Origin of the sequence: Ruegeria sp. HKCCD7559 (assembly GCF_013110575.1) — a bacterium.
Lineage (GTDB): Bacteria > Pseudomonadota > Alphaproteobacteria > Rhodobacterales > Rhodobacteraceae > Ruegeria.
In genome coordinates, this window is record NZ_WVQU01000007.1 from 20,785 (window position 1) to 38,751 (window position 17,967).

Sequence of the window (17,967 nt, forward strand, 5' to 3'; positions counted from 1 at the left end):
CCGAAAGGTTCAGTTCGTTGTTTCCAGGCCCACCGGCTTGCCAACGACGACAAAGTGCAGACCGTCCGGGTCAAGCAGTTCGGCAGCAACGCGGTTGACATCTTCCAATGTCACCGCGTTCACCTTGTCATTGCGGGTGGTGATATAGTCGATCGGCAGGCCTTCCATCTGCATTCCGACCATGATCGAGGCAATCTGACCATTGCCATCGAACCGCAGCGGATAGGCGCCGGTCAGATAGGTCTTGGCGTCGTCAAGTTCCTCTTGCGTCACACCCTCGGTGGCCGCGCGCGCCCATTCATCGCGAATTACGTCGACGGCTTCGGCGATACGGTCATTGGCCGAGGACACGGACCCGAGATAGACCGAAGCCAGATCCTTGGGCACCAGATAGGTCCCGACCCCATAGGTCAGGCCGCGCTTTTCGCGCACCTCCTGCATCAGCCGGCTTTCAAACCCGCCCCCGCCAAGAATGTGGTTCAGAACGAAGGCCGCAAAGAAATCCGGGTCATCCCGATCAATCCCGGCCTGACCGAACAAGGCCACGGACTGAGGCGTGTCGAATTCGACAACACTGACGCCGCCGGGAATGTTCACCTGGGCCTTGCCCGGGATGGGCTTGCCGGTGTCCGGCAAGTCGCCAAGCAGGGTATCAAGCAGGGTACCCAGTTCCTCAGCCGTGATATCGCCGACGGCCCCCACGTACAGACGATCCTTGGCGAACACGCCTTTGTAAGCCGCGACCACGTCATCGCGGGTCAGGGCCGAGACGCTTTCGATGGTGCCTTTCCCCTCGGATCCGTAGGGGTGATCGCCGTAGGCCATCTGCGCAAAGGTGAGGCCTGCGAGTTCGTTCGGGTCAGTCTGGTCCGAGCGCAGGCCCGACAAAACCTGCGCGCGCACGCGGTCAACCGCATCCTGATCAAAACGCGGTTCGTGGATCGTCGTGCGCAGCAAATCGACCACTTCATCCCGGTTTTCGGACAGAAAACGCGCGGAAATCGAAACTGAATCGTCGCCGGCATTGTATCGGAACGAAGCCGCCAGAGCCTCCAGCTCGCGGGCATAGGTCCGCGCATCCATGTCGCCCGCGCCTTCTTCGATCAGCCCGCTCATCAGGTTGACCGCGCCGCGTTTGTCAGGGTCGTCCAGCGACGTGCCACCACGGAACCGCAACTCCAGCGCGGTGAATGGGATGGAATGATCCTCGACCAGCCAGGCTTTGATACCACCGGGCGAGGTCACTTCTTCGATCTGGATCTCGGCCAAAGCCGGCAGGGCGACCAGGCAGGCAATCAGCGTTGCAACAAACCGTTTCATTGCGTCACCTCGTCATCGCGCATCAGCCAGCCTGTGACCGATGCCTCGGGTTGCAGAACTTCGCGGGCCGCGGCGATGATCTCATCTCCGGTCACGGCCTGAAGGATCTCGGGCCAGGCCTGAACATCTTCGACCGTCAGGCCGCTGGTCAGGGCCCGGCCATAGCGGTTGCCGATGCCGTCCACGTTGTCGCGCGCATAGGTCTGGGCGGCGCGCAGCTGCATCTTGATGCGCTCAAGATCGTCTTCGTTCACACCTTCGGCGATGAAGTCGGCCACGGCCTGGTCCATGGCGTCTTCGGCCTCTTGCAGGGAAACACCCTCGGACGGAACGACGATCAGATCAAAGGTCGTGTCATCCAGCGAAACACCGCGATAGAACGCTCCGGCATAGACGGCCTTTTGCTGATCAAACTGCAACTTTTCGTTCAGGTAAGACGTCGTGCTGCCGCCCAGCAACTCGGCCAGCAGAAACAGAGCCGCCGCTTTTTCCTGTTCGCCCGGATCGCGTTCCGGGGCCAGATAGCTGCGCTGAACGTAAGGCTGGGCCACGCGCGGGTCTTTGAAGGTCAGGCGACGCTCGGCCGTTTGCGGCGGCTCTTGGGACCGAACCCGCTCGGGCAGGTCCGGGTTGGCGGGAATCACACCGTAATACTGATCGGCAAGCGAGCGGACTTCAGCGGGATCGACATCGCCCGTGACCACCAGAATGGCGTTGTTGGGCGCATAATGGGTCTGGTAGAACGACAGCGCGTCCTCCATGTCCAGATCCTCCATCTCGTGCATCCAGCCGATGATCGGCACGCCGTAGCGGTGGTTCAGATACTGGGCCGCGCTCATCTGTTCGCCGAACAGGGCGCGCGGGTTGTTTTCGGTGCGCTGGTTGCGTTCCTCGAGAATCACGTCGCGTTCGGTCAGAATGTCCTCTTCGCTCAGCCGGAGGTTCCGCATCCGGTCGGATTCCATCCGCATCATCAGCTCAAGCCTGTCGGCGGCGACACGCTGAAAATAGGCGGTGTAGTCATACGAGGTGAAGGCGTTGTCGTTGCCGCCATTGGCAGCAACGGTGGCAGAGAACTCTCCCGGGGCCAGCGTGTCGGTGCCTTTGAACAGCAGGTGTTCCAGGAAATGCGCCACGCCGGATGATCCGATCGGCTCATCAGCGGATCCGGCCCGGTACCAGACCATATGCTGCACGACCGGGGCACGGTGGTCTTCGACCACGACGACATCCATGCCGTTGTCCAATGTGAATGTGGTGACCGCTTCTTTCCCGTCCTCGGCAAATACCGGGGCGGCAGCGATCAGGGCAGCCGACAAGGCCAGGGCCCGAACCATAGGGCATCCTCCGTTTCGTTTCTGGTATTCAAACTACGGTGACGTGGCCCGGGTTCAAGCCCGATGACGGAAAGTTAAGAATTATTCACCCGGCGGCGAAGAAGGGGTTTCGATCCCGGCCCGACGGGCGGCTTCCGTTTCCGCGAACGGATCGATCGATTGTTTTTCGTAAACCTGACCATAGCGGTCGACCGGGAACAGACGCAGGCCGGTCCAGCGCCCCCGGCGTTTGCGGAACGCGGCGTCATCAGCCTCGACCACCTGCCGCGCATCGGGAGAAACACCATATCGACTGGAAGCCGTGACAAGCGCTGCATCCGAGGATGGCACAGCCGCGTTCGGATTCAGCGCTGCAGCATTGCCGCCCAGCGCAGCCACCGCATCGGCATTTGGGTTCGGATCCGTCAGGTTCGCGCCACCCGGCGTGGGTGCAGGCAAGAACGCATAGTCCTGAGGTTGGGTCAGCGGCTTGACCGGCAACACAGAAAACTCATCCGGCCCCGGGCCTGGAGGCGCCAGATCCCGCAGACCGGGATTCGAACACGCCGCAACCGCAGCGGCAACAGTCAAAACAAATAGGGCGCGCGGCATCCGCATTGGTGTCTCCAGCCTGTTTCAGGCGCTTTTATCGCATATCATTCCGCGCGTCACGAGGCCTTTTTGCCGTCAAACAGCACCAGCCCGAAGGCTCCTGCAAATATGAAGACATCTGCGAGGTTGAAAACAAACGGATTGTTGATGCCGCAACAGGACATGTTCAGGAAATCCAGAACAAAGCCGTAAAGAACCCGATCCACCACATTCGCCAGCGCACCGCCGATCAGCAGGCCACCGCAAAACAGCGTCAGCCCCGAATGGGCTGCGCGGCTGAGCCAGACAAGCACGCCGACACAGATCGCCACGGAAATACCGATCAGAATCCAGCGCGCAGCCTCCGAATTTCCTTGGAACAGGCCGAAATTGATTCCCCGGTTCTCGCCGTATTTGAACACCAGAAGCGGTGGCACAACATTAATGCCGCCGGGCTGATCGGCCACGCGCATGACATGAACGACCAGATATTTGCTGATCTGGTCGATCGCAAAGGCGGCCAGGGCCGCCCAGAGAAGCAGGCGTGACCGCATCAGTGACGGAAATGGCGCATGCCGGTGAAGACCATGGCCAATCCGGCCTCATCCGCAGCGGCGATCACTTCGTCATCCCGCATGGATCCGCCCGGTTGAATGACGCAGGTTGCACCTGCCTCGGCCGCTTCCATCAGCCCGTCAGGGAAGGGGAAGAACGCGTCCGAGGCCACGGCAGAGCCGATGGTCAACGGTTGGGCCAAGCCCAGCGCGTCGGCCATGCGCTCGGCTTTCTTGGCGGCGATCAGGGCCGAGTCCACACGGCTCATCTGGCCCGCGCCGACGCCGACGGTGGCGCCGTCTTTGACATAGACGATGGCGTTGGATTTGACGTGTTTGGCCACTTTCCACGCGAACAAAAGGTCACGCATCTGTTCGTCGGTAGGGGCCTTCTTGGTCACAACCTTCAGATCATCCAAGCCGACAAAGCCGTTGTCCTTGTCCTGCACCAGCAACCCGCCAGCCACCTGACGCACGGTTTTCCCGCCGGCGGCCACATCCGGCAAAGCTTCGGTTGTCAGCAGGCGCAGGTTTTTCTTGGCGGCAAAGATTGCCTTGGCCTCATCCGATGCGCCGGGAGCGATCACGACTTCGGTGAAAATCCCGGTGATCTCCTGCGCGGTTTCGGCGTCCAGGGGCTGATTCAACGCCACGATCCCGCCAAAGGCCGAGGTGCGGTCGCAATCGAATGCCGCCTTGTACGCCTCAAGCAGGGTTGCACCCCTTGCCACGCCACAGGGGTTGGCGTGCTTGATGATGGCACAGGCGGCGCCCTCAGTGGGGTCAAACTCGGCCACCAGTTCAAAGGCCGCATCCGTGTCATTGATGTTGTTGTAGCTCAGTTCCTTGCCCTGATGCTGGATCGCGGTCGCCACACCGGGCCGATTGGTGCCGTCGGTGTAGAACGCAGCCTGCTGATGGCTGTTCTCGCCATAGCGCAAGGTCTGTTTCAATTCACCGGCAAATGCGCGGCGCTTGGGGGCTTCAAGCTCCAGCGCATCGGCCAGCCAGTTGGACACTGCCGTGTCATAGGCGGCGGTACGGGCATAGGCTTTCTGCGCCAGCTTGCGGCGGAATTTCGGACAGGTCGCGCCGTCGTGCTGATCCATATCGCCCAGCAGTTTTTCGTAGTCTTCAACATCCACGACCACATTTACGAACGCATGGTTCTTGGCCGCCGCGCGGATCATCGCCGGACCGCCGATGTCGATATTCTCGACGCACTCATCGTAACCTGCGCCTTTGGCCACGGTTGCTTCAAACGGATACAGGTTCACAACCAACAGATCGATTGCACCGATGCCGTGTTCGTTCATGGCTGCAACATGGGTGTCGTTGTCGCGCAGGGCCAGCAGCCCGCCATGCACCATCGGGTGCAGGGTCTTGACCCGGCCATCCATCATCTCGGGGAAGCCGGTGATCTCGCTGACATCCTTCACCGAAAGCCCTGCATCGCGTAGCGCCTTGGCCGTGCCGCCGGTCGACAGCAGCTCGACCCCGCGTTCGGCCAGCGCCTTGCCCAGCTCGATCAGCCCGGTTTTGTCGGATACGGAAAGCAACGCGCGGCGCACGGGGTGAAGATCGGTCATGGGTCCAAAGGTCCTTTTGGCGTCAGTCTAACTCGGGCTCGTCCCGGTGCGTATCGCGCACGGCATAGGCTGTGTCCTGTGCCTTGCTCAGAGTCCACCGGGTGCGCGTCGCATACTCCATTGCGCGCCCGGATAGAACGATCTGTTTTGTCGCGCGTGGCTTCAAACGCCCTTTTTCAAGGTAAACGCTTGGCTCGACGGACAATTTTCCAACGCCGTCATGTCGGAAAACCCAGATTTCACCGCTTTTGAGCGCCATCGACACTGCCGCCCCGCCCAAATCCAGCGCCGCATCGACATCCGGATGCAGGTGAAACCGGATGTCATAGCCAATGCCTTTGAGGCCCGAAGCGTCCATCGCCTTGTCAAATTGACGCTTTGCCTTGTCGGTCGCCGTCAGCAGAATATCCTCGACCGTCAGCTCGCGCCCGTCAAATCGCAACTCAAAGGTCCGCGCATGGGTCAGACCAAAGACCTTTGCGTATCCATCGTGCCCCGCCATGAAGCGGATGCCCTCGAACGCATCCTCGAAATCAACGGGCACCTCCTGTGGTGCGTCCACCAGCGCCTGCGCTTCACGCCCCGGCACCGGTTTGGCCAGCCGGGCGCTTGAGAACCCATCCAGGCAAAGCGTCGAGTGCGACGGCGTCGCCCGTCCTGCGCGGCGCCATTCCAGCCCGAAACTGGCCCCCGACCCGCAATTCACGATCAGCGGCCGCCGCCCCGAGGTCAGCTCGAACGCCAGAGTAGAGGCATGCGCATTGTAAGAGGCCGCCCCCGACGGCGGTATGCTGGCATCCACGATCACCGTGGTGCGCGCCGCAGACAGACGGGCATAGCCCATTGGCAGTTCGGTCGCTGCCTTGTGCTTGACGCCGCTTTGCGCAAGGGCCTGTTCCAGTCGCCCTTCGACACCGCGCCCACCGCCATGGAACCGCGCCAAGGCCCCATCCGCATGGCGCAGGCTGCGCAGGGTCGGCGCGATCCGTTTGATCGCATTGGCCTGAGCGGCAGGCGTCCCGCGACCAAGATCATTCAGCGCAGCCGAAGTCCAGCTGAGCAGCGTGAATACCTCGAGCAATTCTTCCGGATTGCGGGTTGGAATTCCGCCCTGCGCATCCACCTGACGGTCGCATTCCCCGGCCAGGGCGCGCAGGGCCGGGTCGGCCATTCGCTCCAGCCCCTCCAGCGCCAGCCCGGCCTGCACCAGTCCGGCCAGCGCCTCGAACCGGGGCAGTCCCGGGGTCGCGGCATGCCAGCGTTTGGACAGGAACCATGTTTGCTGGGCCAGCGAGCGGAAAAACAGTTTGCTTTGTTTTTCATCCGCCCCTCGCAGCAGAAAAAGCGCATGGTTGATCCAGCGCATCACCCGACGTCCGGTCAGATCAGGCGCCCAGCCGGGCCCTTGCCCGCGGCCATGAGATTCGATCCATCCCCACACCCAGCGCTGCGCCTTTTCCCGCGCACGCATGTCTCCGACCGCCGCCAGATCATCCAGCCACGCAAAGCCGTGACGTTCTTCGTCAAAGCCGGCACTGGGGGCGGTGACGTCCCAAAGCCCGGTATCTTCGGCCTCGACCAGATAGCCCGCGAACAACAGATTTCCGGCAACCAGTTGCCGGCCACGTGCGAACGAACCCACCGAGCGCGGATCCGGTTGCGCAACAAACCCTGTGACCGCCTTTTGCCGCTGGCTCAGGCGCGCATAGAAACGGTTCTGAAACCGCATCCACCGACTGGCCATGGTGTCTGAATTCGACATGACGCGTGTTACTCTGCCCCTTGCGCTCTGCTGGCGCTTGAGACCCAACGATAGACCGCGCCGATCGTCAAGTCACCGAAAAGCGTGCGTTCAGACGGATTTGATCAGACACGCGATATAGAACCCGTCCATACCACCCCGATCCGGCCAATAATCCGGTCGCAATCGCAAGCCGCCTTCTTCGGTGATCCAATCCGTTTCGACACCGGGTACGTTCAGCGCGTCGCGATCCACGCTCATGTCCGAATACATGCCCAGCGCCTCTTCAACCTGAACTTCCCCCTCGTCCGGCAGCAGGGAACACGTGCAATAGGCCAGGCGCCCACCGGGTTTGAGCAAGCCCCACGCATGGGCCAACATGCGCGTCTGGAGCTCGATCAGGCCGCCGAATTCCGAACCGTCCTTGGCAAACGGCAAGTCAGGATGCCTGCGAATCGTACCCGTGGCCGAGCACGGCGCGTCCAGCAGGATCGCGTCGTACCGGTCTTCGTGTTCCAGCGCATCGCCCACGATGACCTTCGCCCTGAGGCCGGTCCTTGCAAGGTTCTCGCGCACCCGTTCCATCCGTGATTCCGACACGTCTAGCGCCGTGACATCAGCCCCTGCGGCCGCAAGCTGCATCGTTTTCCCACCCGGCGCCGCACACAGATCCAGCACTTTCTGGCCCGACTTCGGGGCCAGAACGCGAACCGGCAATGCGGCCGCCGCATCCTGCACCCACCAGTCTCCGGCCTTGTACCCCGGCAGGGTCGAGACCTGACCCGCATCGTGCAACCGCACCGACCCGGTCGGAAGGATCTCGCCTGAAGGGCCTTCCGCCCCGGGTTTCAAGGTAAGGTCCAGTGGCGCACCCGCGAAATGTGCCTGCTCCATTCCGGTAACGGCATCCGTGCCCCACGCTGCGATCAGCGGTTCACGCAACCAGTCCGGCAAACGCGGAACGCGCATCTTCGGCCACGCCTCGGGGCCTTCTGCCGCAACCTTGCGCAGAACGGCATTCACCAACCCCTTGAGGCGACCATGCTTGCGCGAACGGCTGACGATCTCGACCATGGAATTGACGACGCCATGGGCGGCTTCGCCGTTGCAAAGCTCGACCGCACCCAGTCTCAGCGCGTTGTGGACCGTCAGAGCGGGTGTTCGGTTCAGGTGGTTGGCCAGCAGGCGGTCGGCCCGTTCCAGCCCACGCAGTGTTTCCAACGCCAGTCGCTGGGAACGCGCGCGATCCTCGGGTTCCAACCGATCCACTGCGCCCGCCGCCAGACACTCGGCCAGCAGGCGACCTTCGCCCAGAACCTGATCCAGAAGATAGATTGCGCTGCGCCGTGCTGCTGTCGCGCTGTTAGACATGGTACCGCCTTCATGTGACCTGCGTCCGCATTGCCAATAGCGGACGCGGGCGTATATCAAGACTGCGCAAGGAAAGGAACCCGATGTCATGAGTGACGACCGCAAAGACTTGCCCCCCGCCGCCCAGCGCGCCCTGGCCGAAGCGGAAGAACGCCGCCGCAAAGCCAAAGCCGAGGCCCGGGAATTGCCGAAAGAGCTGGGTGGCCGAGACGGACCGGACCCGGCCCGCTACGGTGACTGGGAAAAGAAGGGCATCGCCATCGATTTCTGAACGGTCAACCACGCAGCGCCTTGAGGAAATCCTTGATCAGCGCCCGTTGTTTTCTGGACTTCGCCCGGTCTTCAGGCCAGGTCAGCCAGTACCCGTCTTTGGTGTGCAACTCGGGTAAATCCAACCGCCGCAACCGACCCTCTTGCAAGTCGGCAAGGGCCAAGGGCACCGATCCCAAAACCACACCCATGCCGCGCTGCGCAGCCGAAATCGCATGTTCCATCGAATCAAAACTGATTTTTGATTGCGGCAGGTCCTGCTGGCCGTTTTTCTGGCTCCACTCTCTCCAGCCGGGGCGTTCTCCGCGCAGGTCAATCAATTGGGCGCCCCAGTCGACACCCGGCGGCGCCATGGGGGCAAGGACCTCAGGCGCGATCAGGGCGGCATCACGCCCGGCCCAGATGCCCCGACCATATCGGATTTGCAGCCAGGTTCGTTCTTCGTCCAAAGACGACCGGCGCGCGACCGAGTCGGTCATCACCCGAACCCCTGGCTGCATCTCGTGAAACCGGGTCAGCGCCGGCAGAACCAGTGCGTGGATGTTCGACGACAAGCCGGCCACGCGCAACTCGCGCGGGGATTTGCCAAACAGGTCCTCGGTATTGCGCTCCAGCGCGCGAAGGCTGTCCTGCACCAAAGGCAGATAGCTTTCACCTTCGACCGTCAGCGACACGCCCCGCGCCTCGCGCACGAACAAGGATCGGCCCAGCCAGGCTTCGAGGTTGCCGATCCGCTGGCTGACAGCGGCCTGCGTCAGCCCGAATTCCTTGGCTGCTGCCGAGAACCCACCAAGACGCCCCGCGGCCTCGAACACGCGCAGCCAGTCCAGTGGCGGTAGCCCGATCTTTTTCTTAGCCATTAGATTTTCCAAGCCTCAGCCGAAATAAGGATTAATTGTCGTAATGCCATGAACGGCGTATCTGCTCAACCAAAGCTCGCGCCGAACAGGAGACCCCAAATGCTGCGCACCGCCACCCATGACACTTCGATCGTCACCGTCGCGTTCGACACAGGAACGCAAGCCCGCTTTCACGCCGTCTGGTTGCGCGACAACGCGCTGGACCCGGAAACCCGCGCCCCGGGCAACGGCCAGCGGCTGATCACCATCGGCGATATCCCTGCTGACATCTCGGTCAGTTCAGCCGAGGTTGTCGCGGGCGGCCTTCAGGTCACGTTCCAGCCCGAAGACAAAACCGTTACCTTCCCGGCCGAATGGCTGATCAAACACAACTATGATTGCAAACGGGACGATACGCTGGGCCGCACCGCCCCCGGCATCATCACCTGGGAAGGCGGGATCGCCGCACCCTCTGGCGATTGGAACGAGGTTCATGCCAGCCCTGCGGCCAAACGCAACTGGCTGGCGTCTGTGGCGAGTTACGGCTTTGCCAAGCTGACGGGCGGGCCAACCGAACCAGAATCGCTTTTGAAAGTGGCCGACCTGTTCGGCTATGTCCGCGAAACCAACTATGGCCCTTATTTCGAGGTTCGGACGGAAGTGAACCCGACCAACCTCGCCTATACAGGGCTTGGCTTGCAGGCCCACACCGACAACCCCTATCGCGACCCTGTGCCGACGCTGCAAATCCTCTATTGTCTGGAAAACAGCGCCGAAGGCGGCGACTCGATCGTGGTCGACGGCTTTCGCGCTGCCGAAAAACTGCGTGCGCAGAACCCCGAAGGTTTTGCGCTGCTGGCAGGCTACCCGGCGCGGTTTGAATATAAGGGGTCAGACGGTGTCTGCCTGCGGTCTCGCCGTCCGATGATCGAATTGTCGCCGGATGGAGAACTGGTTGGCATTCGCTTCAACAACCGTTCCTCAGCGCCATTCGTGGACGTGCCTTTCGACAGGATGGAAGCCTATTACGCGGCTTACCGCCAACTGGGCGAGATCATCGACGACCCGGCCATGGGCGTGTCGTTCAAACTGGAGCCGGGCGAAAGTTTCATCGTCGACAACACCCGTGTCCTGCATGCACGGCTGGGCTATTCCGGTGCCGGTTCGCGCTGGTTGCAGGGATGCTATACCGACAAGGACGGGCTGCTGTCCACACTGGCGGCGATGAAGATGACGCAGCCGGAGGCAGCGGAATGAAGCCCGATTTCTCGACCCTGAACCGGGACAATATCGTCGCCTTCATCGGGGATATCTTCGAACGCCGCGGCGGTGAGGAATATCTTGGCGAACCCGTCACCATGGCCCAGCACATGCTGCAAGGCGCCACCATCGCCGAACAGAACGGCCAGCCTGAAGAGATCATCGTCGGCGCCTTGTTGCATGATATCGGCCATTTCACATCCGAGTTCGGGACCTACCACCCCGATGATACCGAAGACCGCCACCACGAGGATGCGGGTGCTGAGGTGCTGGAACAGTTCTTCCCTTCGGTCATCACCGATTGCTGCCGCTATCACGTGGCCGCCAAACGGTATCTCTGCGCCACCAAGCCCGAATATTTCAACCGCCTCTCTGCCGCCTCGGTCCATACCTTGGAACTGCAAGGCGGCCCGATGAGCGCCGAAGAAGTCGCCGCCTTCGAATCCAATCCAAACCTGAAAGAGATCATTCAAGTCCGGTACCTGGATGAGGCCGGCAAACGGGCGGACATGGAGACACCGGATTTCGCCCATTTCGCACCGATGGTGCAGCGCATGGTCGACAAGCACCTGGGGGCATCATGACCGCACCCGAGTACATCTTCGAGGCCAGTTCCAAGCCATCCCTACCGTGGCACGAGGTTCCCCTGATCCGGGCGACGGACAACACGGTTAGGGGGTACGGCTGTTTGGTCGACGACCCCGAGACCTTTGAAATCGAGATCGTACGCTGGCCGCAGCAGGGCTGGCGACCGATTGACGACGGCACGGGTGACGAAGGCGGCTGGGTTGAAGGCACGTTCAAATGCGATTGGCAGGGTGACGTGCTTTACGGTGAGAACGAGGCGGTCAAAGGCCATTACGTGCTGGGTTGGTCCGCCGACCCTCAGCACGCGCAAACCGACCGGCAAACGGCCCCGCGGGATCAGGTGTTGCTGTGGCATATGAATTATCACCCCGATGGCGGGCAGATGTTCTGGCCGCTGGACAACAAGCCCTTCATCGTGCCCGCGGCCCTGCCTGGCGACAATCTGACCCCGGACAAGGTGGTGGCATTCTGGTGTGACGGGTCAAAGGGGCTCTATATCCATCCCGGCATCTGGCACGAGGGGATTTTCCCGGTCGAGGACAACCAGCGTTTTCTGGATCGTCAGGGCCGGGTCCACGCGCGGGTCAGCGCCGATATCGGCAAAGAGTTCGGCGTTTATCTGGCCTGCCCGCTGCGGGCGGACAAAGTCAGGGATTTGTGACCAACGCCCCCTGATGCCTCTGGCGCCGGCGCGCAATCCAGATCTGCACGGCCAGCAGATAAGGCACAAAGAACGCGAAATTCTGCACCAGATCAAAAGGGCCCGAGAAATCGGGCTCTGACCCCACCCCTCCGGTCAGCAGATACCAAAGCGTATAGTGGACTCGGTAAAGCCACGACCCCAACGCCAGCCAGAACAGCCGCAATCCCCATGCCCAATGGCCTGCGCGATCCCCTTCCAAAGCCCTGCGCGCCACCATCAGCGCAGCCGTGAAAAGACACAGCCCGTACAGAAAAAAGGCGGCAGACATCAGCGGCCCACCGATGGTTCCGCGCAGGGGAATATAGCTCATGCCCGCCAGCCCGGTGATCCATGCCAGCGCCACCAGACAGGCTCCCAACATGCGGTGAAATCGATTGTACTTGAGCCGCAGCCCCTTCAACAGTTGAAGCGGGACGAGTGCGACCAGAAAAGTACCAGCCAGAATGTGTACCAACATCGCGGCATTGCCGACATTCTCACCATCAGCGAACAAGTAACTGTGCCGGGCAGCGTCCTGCGACAGGCCTTTGCCGATCATTCCAACGCCATGCGCAACGAATGGCAACAGTGTCAGGTAGAACACCGCAAGCAAAATGCCGGTTGCCAGTCCAGAGCGCCGAATCCTCATGAATCAAAGCTTAGCGTCGGCGACCGCTTCGTCTATGGCTCACAGACCCAGCACATCCACCATGTCATATTGGCCGGGTGCCTTCCCCTGCCCCCACAGCGCCGCCTTCAGCGCGCCGCGGGCAAAAATCGCGCGGTCGCTGGCCAGATGGCGCAGAACGATGCGCTCGCCGGGCGCGGCGAACAGGACGTCATGTTCACCAACGATGTCTCCGCCGCGAATGGCGTGGAAGCCAATGTCACCACGCTTGCGCGCACCGGTGATGCCATCCCGCCCCCGGTCGGCCACATCCGACAGTTTGACGCCACGCCCCTCGGCGGCGGCCTCGCCCAGCATCAGCGCGGTGCCGGATGGTGCGTCCACCTTGTGATGGTGATGCCCTTCGATGATTTCGATATCAAAATCCTCATCCAGTGCAGCCGCGACTTTCTTGGTCAGTTGCACCAGCAGGTTGACGCCAAGGCTCATGTTCCCTGCCCGCACGATCACCGCGTGGCGCGAGGCCGGTTCCAGCGCGGCGATCTGCTCATCCGTCATGCCGGTCGTGCCGATCACATGCACGCAACGCGCCTGCGCGGCCAAAGCGGCAAAGTCCAGCGTCGCCTCGGGCGCGGTAAAGTCGATCACCGCCTGTGCCTGCGCAAAAGCTTCCAGCGGGTCATCGGTAACTTTGACGCCCAGCGCCTGGCCACCCATGGCTTCGCCCACATCCTGACCGACCCAGTCATGCCCCGTGCGCTCGACCACGCCGACCAGACGCGCCTGATCACTGTCGGTTACGGTCTTGATCAGCATCTGCCCCATACGGCCCGAAGCCCCTGTGATGACGATACCCGGAATATGGGTCATGGCGGTATTCCCTTGCTGCAAACTGCTCAAAGCCTCCTACCCCGTTCGCGCCCGCTTGGCAAAGCCCCGGTTTGCGCTTAGATCGGGGATTATGGCAAAGAACAAATTCCACGATGGCCCCGGCCCGTCCCAACGACAGCTGCGCGTCGGCGAACTGATCCGCCGCACCCTGTCCGAGGTTCTGGCGCGCGGAGATGTCCACGACCCCGACCTGAACCGCATGTCGATCACAGTGGGTGAGGTGCGCACCTCGCCCGATCTGAAAATCGCCACCGCCTATGTGCTGCCCTTGGGCGGCAAAGGGCAGGAGGACGTGATCGATCTGCTCGCCCGCAACAAAAGTGAACTGCGGCGCATGGTCGGCAAAAAGGTCGGCCTGAAATTCTCGCCCGATCTTCGGTTCCGCCTGGATGACACTTTTGACCGTCTGGACGACACCCGCCGCATGTTCGAACAGGACGCGGTGCGCCGCGATCTGGACGAGTGATCCGGGCATTCGTCACATTGGGCGCGGTTGTCTGGGCCGCACAAGCCTCTGCGGTCACTTGCGAAAAGCTGACCCATGATGACAAGCGCTATACCGTCTGCGAGGTCGACGCGGAAAACGAAGACCTGCGCCTGTTTCTCAACGACGAAAACGAGGATCTGCTGGGGCATTTCTCGTCGGTGAACGAGGCGCTGGCCCCCGGCGGCAAGCGTCTGGCCTTTGCCATGAACGCGGGCATGTACCACGATGACCGTTCGCCCGTCGGCCATTATGTCGAGAACGGCAAAGAGGTCATGCGGGTGATCTCCAACCCCGGCCCCGGCAATTTCGGCCTGCTGCCCAACGGCGTGTTCTGCATCCGCGAGGGCCGCGCTGACGTGTTCGAGACGCTGGATTTCATCGACCGGGCCCCCGACTGCCGGTTCGCCAGCCAATCCGGCCCGATGCTGGTGATCGATGGTGACCTGCACCCCCGGTTCCTGCCCGATTCGACTTCGCTCTATGTGCGCAACGGGGTGGGCACCAGCGCCGATGGTACCCGCGCGGTGTTCGCGATTTCCGAAGATTACGTCACATTCCACGAATTCGGCCGTCTGTTCCGCGACGTGCTGGAAACTCCGAATGCGCTGTTCTTCGATGGCAATATCTCTCGCATGTATGACCGCGCGAACAATCGGTCCGATCTCGGGTTTTCGCTGGGGCCGATCGTGGGTGTGGTCGAAGACGCACCTTGAAATTGACAGGACGATGGCGATCCGCTAGGTCGCGCGCCTCAGCAAGATTGAAGGTGCTATATGGGACGCAAACGCAAGGGTCGCGACATTTCCGGCTGGCTGGTGGTGGACAAGCCCGCGGGCATGACGTCGACCGCTGTGGTCAACAAGGTGCGCTGGGCGATGGATGCCAAAAAGGCGGGCCATGCGGGTACGCTTGACCCCGAAGCGACCGGCGTTCTGGCCGTGGCTCTGGGTGAGGCGACCAAAACCGTTCCCTACATCACGGATGCTCTGAAAGCCTACACCTTCACTGTCCGTCTGGGCCAGGCCACCAACACTGACGATGCCGAGGGCGAAGTGATTGCCGAAAGCGATGCCCGCCCGTCGGATGAAGACATCAAACAAGCATTGACTCCATTTCTGGGCGACATCATGCAGGTTCCGCCCAAGTTTTCCGCCGTGAAAATCGACGGCCAGCGCGCCTATAAACTGGCCCGCGACGGCGAAGACGTGGAACTGACAGCCCGGCCTCTTTGGGTCGAGGAACTGATCCTTGTCGACCGCCCCGACGCAGATCACGTGGTGTTGGAGATGACCTGCGGCAAGGGCGGTTATGTCCGCTCGATCGCCCGCGATCTGGGTGAAGCGCTGGGATGCCACGGCCACGTCCGGGAACTGCGCCGGATCTGGTCCGGACCGTTCGAGGCCGAAGACGGGTTGAGCATCGAACAGATCGACGAAATGGCAAAGACCACGGCGCTGGACGACTATCTGCACCCGCTGGAAGCCGGCCTGTCCGACCTGCCAGAGCTTAAATGTACCCCCGAAGGCGCAACCCGCCTGCGTAATGGCAACCCGGGCATGGTGTTGGCCTCGGATGTTGAATACGGCGACGAGGCATGGGCCTCGCTGGATGGCAAGGCCGTGGCCGTGGGGGTTTACAAATCGGGCGAATTGCATCCCAGCCGGGTGTTCGCCGCCTGAACCGCGTGTTAGGCGAAAGGCATGATCACCCGAACGCACACCAAGGGCGATGCGCCCTCGACCGCCATCTACTCCGACTGCGAGAAATACCGCTATAGCCTGACCCGCGTGTGGGACCCGGCAGGGCGCAAGGCGCTGTTTGTCATGTTGAACCCGTCTACCGCGACCGAAGTGCAGAACGACCCGACGGTTGAACGCTGCGAACGTCGTGCCCGGGCGTTGGGGTTCGGCGCGTTTCAGGTGACCAACATCTTTGCCTGGCGCGACACCGATCCGCGCAAGATGCGCGCTGCTGCCGATCCGGTAGGCCCGGAAAATGACGCCGCCATTCTGGAAGGTGTTCGGTGGGCTGATCAGGTCATCGCCGCCTGGGGCACCCATGGTGCGCATCTGGACCGGGGCCCGGCGGTGGAAACCCTGCTGCGCCGGACCGGCCAGCCGCTGTTCCATCTGGGCTTGACCAAAGACGGTCACCCCAAGCACCCGCTTTATATCGCCTACAGCCAACAGCCCGAGCAATGGTGATAAAGTATTTACCATTTCAATAACTTGACTTTGACCCGATTGCCGATTGCATGGGATGTTCACCCTCGGAGCATTCTGCGATCGGAGAGGTGTCATGTTTCTGGCCGGATTGATCGGACTCGCCGCCATCGGCGGTGCCGCATACGCGATGAGCGACATGCTGATCGAAGACGAGGACGTTTCAGAGGACGGGCCCAACGAGGACCCGGAAGCGCAACCCTACACCGGAGAGTTTCTTGAGATTGGCGAAAACGTCGAAGACCCGGTGAATCCCGACATCGAAACCCAGTCCACTGGCACCGTAATCTCTGAATTCGAAGGAGACCTGGTGATTGCCGGCAGCGATGGCCCTGACCAGATCACCGGTCAGGACGGTGTTGACCAGATCAACGGGTTTGGCGGCGATGATACCATCGACGGCGGCAAGGGCGATGACGTTCTGCACGGGGGCGAAGGTACGGACACGATTTCGGGCGGTCAGGGTGATGATGTTCTGCACGGAGAGGCGGATGACGACATTCTGTTCGGCAATGAGGGGGACGATGCCCTGTTCGGCCATTTCGGGGACGACACCCTGGATGGCGGCGAAGGCGAAGACGAACTTTATGGCGGTCAGGGCGACGACACTCTGACGGGCGGGGCGGATGATGACGCGTTGCAGGGCGGGTTCGGAGACGATGCCCTGAACGGTGGCGCGGGTGAAGATACGGTCTTTGGCGGCGACGGCGATGACTTTGTCTTTGGCATCGAAGAGGGCGCAGCCGAAAAGGACTTCCTGAATGGCGGCGCCGGTGACGACACCATTGTGGCAGGCGGCGGGGATGTGGTTAACGGTGGTCAAGGCGCCGATGACATCGTGCTGAGCCCGGGTGACGAAGACGTGACCGTCATGGGATTCCAACCCGGTGAGGACAAGCTGCTTGTCACCTGGGAGGATGAGGCCGACCCGGAGATTGAGGTGGAACCCGACGCTGAAAACGCCAACCTGACCCGGGTGATGATCAACGGTCAGGAAGTGGCGCAGGTATACGGGGCTCAAGGCATGACGGTGGCCGACATTCAATTGATCACCGAAGCGCAACTGGCCCAGTACGGGCAGATGGTCTGAACCCGCAAATTCCCTTTGCCATTTGGTGAAAATGCGCTTATACGCGCCCATCCGCATCGGAATCGGTGCGGTTTTCTCCATGGGCCTGTGCTGGACGACATCCCGGCCTGCGCCATCAACTCTAACCTTTGAAGGAGACCCCGATGTCGATCACTGCTGAAGAAAAAGCACGCGTCATGAAAGAATTCGCAACCAAAGAGGGCGACACCGGTTCGCCTGAAGTACAGGTTGCCATCCTGACCTCGCGCATCACCACTTTGACCGAGCACTTCAAGACCCACAAGAAAGACAACCACGGTCGTCGCGGTCTGCTGAAGATGGTTGCCCAGCGCCGCAAGCTGCTGGACTACCTGAAAGGCAAAGAAGAAGCACGTTACCAGGACCTGATCAAAAAGCTGGGCATCCGCCGCTAAGCGCTTTTTTGCAGATGACCTGAAACCGGGTTTTCCGGTTCAACGCCCGCCAACCGGCGGGCGTTTTCCGTTGGATCCGCCGCAAGCGATACATCCCCCTTAACTTGCCAGAACA

At 61.6% G+C, this 17,967-nt stretch carries 20 protein-coding genes; 10 read left to right on the forward strand and 10 right to left on the reverse strand.

All coding sequences use genetic code 11. The features are described 5' to 3' along the window. Positions 1–9: 9 nt before the first annotated feature. The 7 genes from GS605_RS16350 to GS605_RS16380 all read right to left on the reverse strand — a co-directional run bounded on the left by GS605_RS16350 (position 10) and on the right by GS605_RS16380 (position 8,482). Entirely contained in the window at positions 10–1,320 is a 1,311-nt protein-coding gene (locus GS605_RS16350) for a pitrilysin family protein (RefSeq protein ID WP_171724669.1), read from the reverse strand. Next, positions 1,317–2,657, reverse strand: coding sequence for a pitrilysin family protein (locus tag GS605_RS16355; protein ID WP_171724670.1), 1,341 nt, complete (start codon positions 2,655–2,657; stop codon positions 1,317–1,319). Before GS605_RS16355 ends, GS605_RS16350 begins: the two co-directional genes overlap by 4 nt. A gap of 81 nt (positions 2,658–2,738) precedes the next feature. Further along, complete coding sequence (locus GS605_RS16360) at positions 2,739–3,254, reverse strand: DUF3035 domain-containing protein (RefSeq protein ID WP_171724671.1); 516 nt, start codon at positions 3,252–3,254, stop codon at positions 2,739–2,741. A gap of 50 nt (positions 3,255–3,304) precedes the next feature. Beyond that, a complete protein-coding gene (gene lspA, locus GS605_RS16365; RefSeq protein WP_171724672.1) occupies positions 3,305–3,781 on the reverse strand; it encodes a signal peptidase II in 477 nt (158 codons plus the stop codon). Further along, positions 3,781–5,370: a bifunctional phosphoribosylaminoimidazolecarboxamide formyltransferase/IMP cyclohydrolase gene (purH, locus tag GS605_RS16370; RefSeq protein ID WP_171724673.1), complete on the reverse strand. Its 1,590-nt coding sequence runs from the start codon at positions 5,368–5,370 to the stop codon at positions 3,781–3,783. The genes lspA and purH overlap by 1 nt, the downstream gene beginning before the upstream one ends. Positions 5,371–5,392: 22 nt before the next feature. After that, on the reverse strand, positions 5,393–7,132 hold the full coding sequence (locus GS605_RS16375; protein ID WP_171724674.1) for a heparinase II/III family protein: 1,740 nt from the start codon (positions 7,130–7,132) through the stop codon (positions 5,393–5,395). A 90-nt stretch (positions 7,133–7,222) separates the two neighbouring features. After that, positions 7,223–8,482 carry an RsmB/NOP family class I SAM-dependent RNA methyltransferase gene (locus tag GS605_RS16380; protein WP_171724675.1) on the reverse strand — a complete coding sequence of 420 codons (1,260 nt, stop codon included), beginning with the start codon at positions 8,480–8,482 and terminating at the stop codon, positions 7,223–7,225. A gap of 88 nt (positions 8,483–8,570) precedes the next feature. On the opposite strand from GS605_RS16380, the gene GS605_RS16385 reads away from it, so the two are divergent. Then, a complete protein-coding gene (locus GS605_RS16385; RefSeq protein ID WP_152459369.1) occupies positions 8,571–8,753 on the forward strand; it encodes a DUF1674 domain-containing protein in 183 nt (60 codons plus the stop codon). Between the two features lie 4 nt (positions 8,754–8,757). Here the strand turns inward: GS605_RS16385 and GS605_RS16390 are convergent, their stop codons facing one another. Beyond that, on the reverse strand, positions 8,758–9,612 hold the full coding sequence (locus GS605_RS16390; protein ID WP_171724676.1) for a LysR family transcriptional regulator: 855 nt from the start codon (positions 9,610–9,612) through the stop codon (positions 8,758–8,760). A 99-nt stretch (positions 9,613–9,711) separates the two neighbouring features. Between GS605_RS16390 and GS605_RS16395 the strand changes: the two genes are divergently transcribed. From GS605_RS16395 to GS605_RS16405, 3 genes are read left to right on the forward strand one after another with little or no spacing between them, the layout of a single operon-like run. Further along, positions 9,712–10,848: a TauD/TfdA family dioxygenase gene (locus GS605_RS16395; protein WP_171724677.1), complete on the forward strand. Its 1,137-nt coding sequence runs from the start codon at positions 9,712–9,714 to the stop codon at positions 10,846–10,848. Next, positions 10,845–11,435: an HD domain-containing protein gene (locus GS605_RS16400; RefSeq protein WP_171117191.1), complete on the forward strand. Its 591-nt coding sequence runs from the start codon at positions 10,845–10,847 to the stop codon at positions 11,433–11,435. The genes GS605_RS16395 and GS605_RS16400 overlap by 4 nt, the downstream gene beginning before the upstream one ends. Continuing rightward, positions 11,432–12,100, forward strand: coding sequence for an ureidoglycolate lyase (locus GS605_RS16405; RefSeq protein ID WP_171724678.1), 669 nt, complete (start codon positions 11,432–11,434; stop codon positions 12,098–12,100). The genes GS605_RS16400 and GS605_RS16405 overlap by 4 nt, the downstream gene beginning before the upstream one ends. Here GS605_RS16405 and GS605_RS16410 read toward each other — a convergent pair. Together GS605_RS16410 and dapB are read right to left on the reverse strand one after the other, a co-directional pair. Then, complete coding sequence (locus GS605_RS16410) at positions 12,087–12,770, reverse strand: DUF2306 domain-containing protein (protein ID WP_171724679.1); 684 nt, start codon at positions 12,768–12,770, stop codon at positions 12,087–12,089. The two genes, GS605_RS16405 and GS605_RS16410, sit on opposite strands and share 14 nt — an antisense overlap. A gap of 39 nt (positions 12,771–12,809) precedes the next feature. Continuing rightward, the gene (gene dapB / locus GS605_RS16415) at positions 12,810–13,619 is read right to left on the reverse strand and encodes a 4-hydroxy-tetrahydrodipicolinate reductase (protein WP_171363421.1); all 810 of its coding nucleotides are present in this window, start codon (positions 13,617–13,619) and stop codon (positions 12,810–12,812) included. 91 nt (positions 13,620–13,710) lie between these two features. Here dapB and rbfA point away from each other — a divergent pair, with 91 nt between their 5' ends. The 6 genes from rbfA (at position 13,711) to rpsO (ending at position 17,852) form a co-directional block, all read left to right on the forward strand. Further along, positions 13,711–14,106 carry a 30S ribosome-binding factor RbfA gene (rbfA, locus tag GS605_RS16420; protein WP_152459376.1) on the forward strand — a complete coding sequence of 132 codons (396 nt, stop codon included), beginning with the start codon at positions 13,711–13,713 and terminating at the stop codon, positions 14,104–14,106. Beyond that, positions 14,103–14,840 (forward strand): phosphodiester glycosidase family protein, encoded by a 738-nt coding sequence (locus GS605_RS16425; RefSeq protein ID WP_171724680.1) that lies wholly within the window; start codon positions 14,103–14,105, stop codon positions 14,838–14,840. Before rbfA ends, GS605_RS16425 begins: the two co-directional genes overlap by 4 nt. Positions 14,841–14,900: 60 nt before the next feature. Then, complete coding sequence (gene truB, locus GS605_RS16430) at positions 14,901–15,806, forward strand: tRNA pseudouridine(55) synthase TruB (protein ID WP_170346688.1); 906 nt, start codon at positions 14,901–14,903, stop codon at positions 15,804–15,806. Between the two features lie 21 nt (positions 15,807–15,827). Continuing rightward, entirely contained in the window at positions 15,828–16,331 is a 504-nt protein-coding gene (locus tag GS605_RS16435) for a DUF1643 domain-containing protein (protein WP_170346689.1), read from the forward strand. A 94-nt stretch (positions 16,332–16,425) separates the two neighbouring features. Continuing rightward, on the forward strand, positions 16,426–17,439 hold the full coding sequence (locus tag GS605_RS16440; protein WP_171724681.1) for a calcium-binding protein: 1,014 nt from the start codon (positions 16,426–16,428) through the stop codon (positions 17,437–17,439). A gap of 143 nt (positions 17,440–17,582) precedes the next feature. Further along, on the forward strand, positions 17,583–17,852 hold the full coding sequence (gene rpsO / locus GS605_RS16445; RefSeq protein ID WP_152459381.1) for a 30S ribosomal protein S15: 270 nt from the start codon (positions 17,583–17,585) through the stop codon (positions 17,850–17,852). The last annotated feature ends 115 nt before the right edge of the window (positions 17,853–17,967 follow it).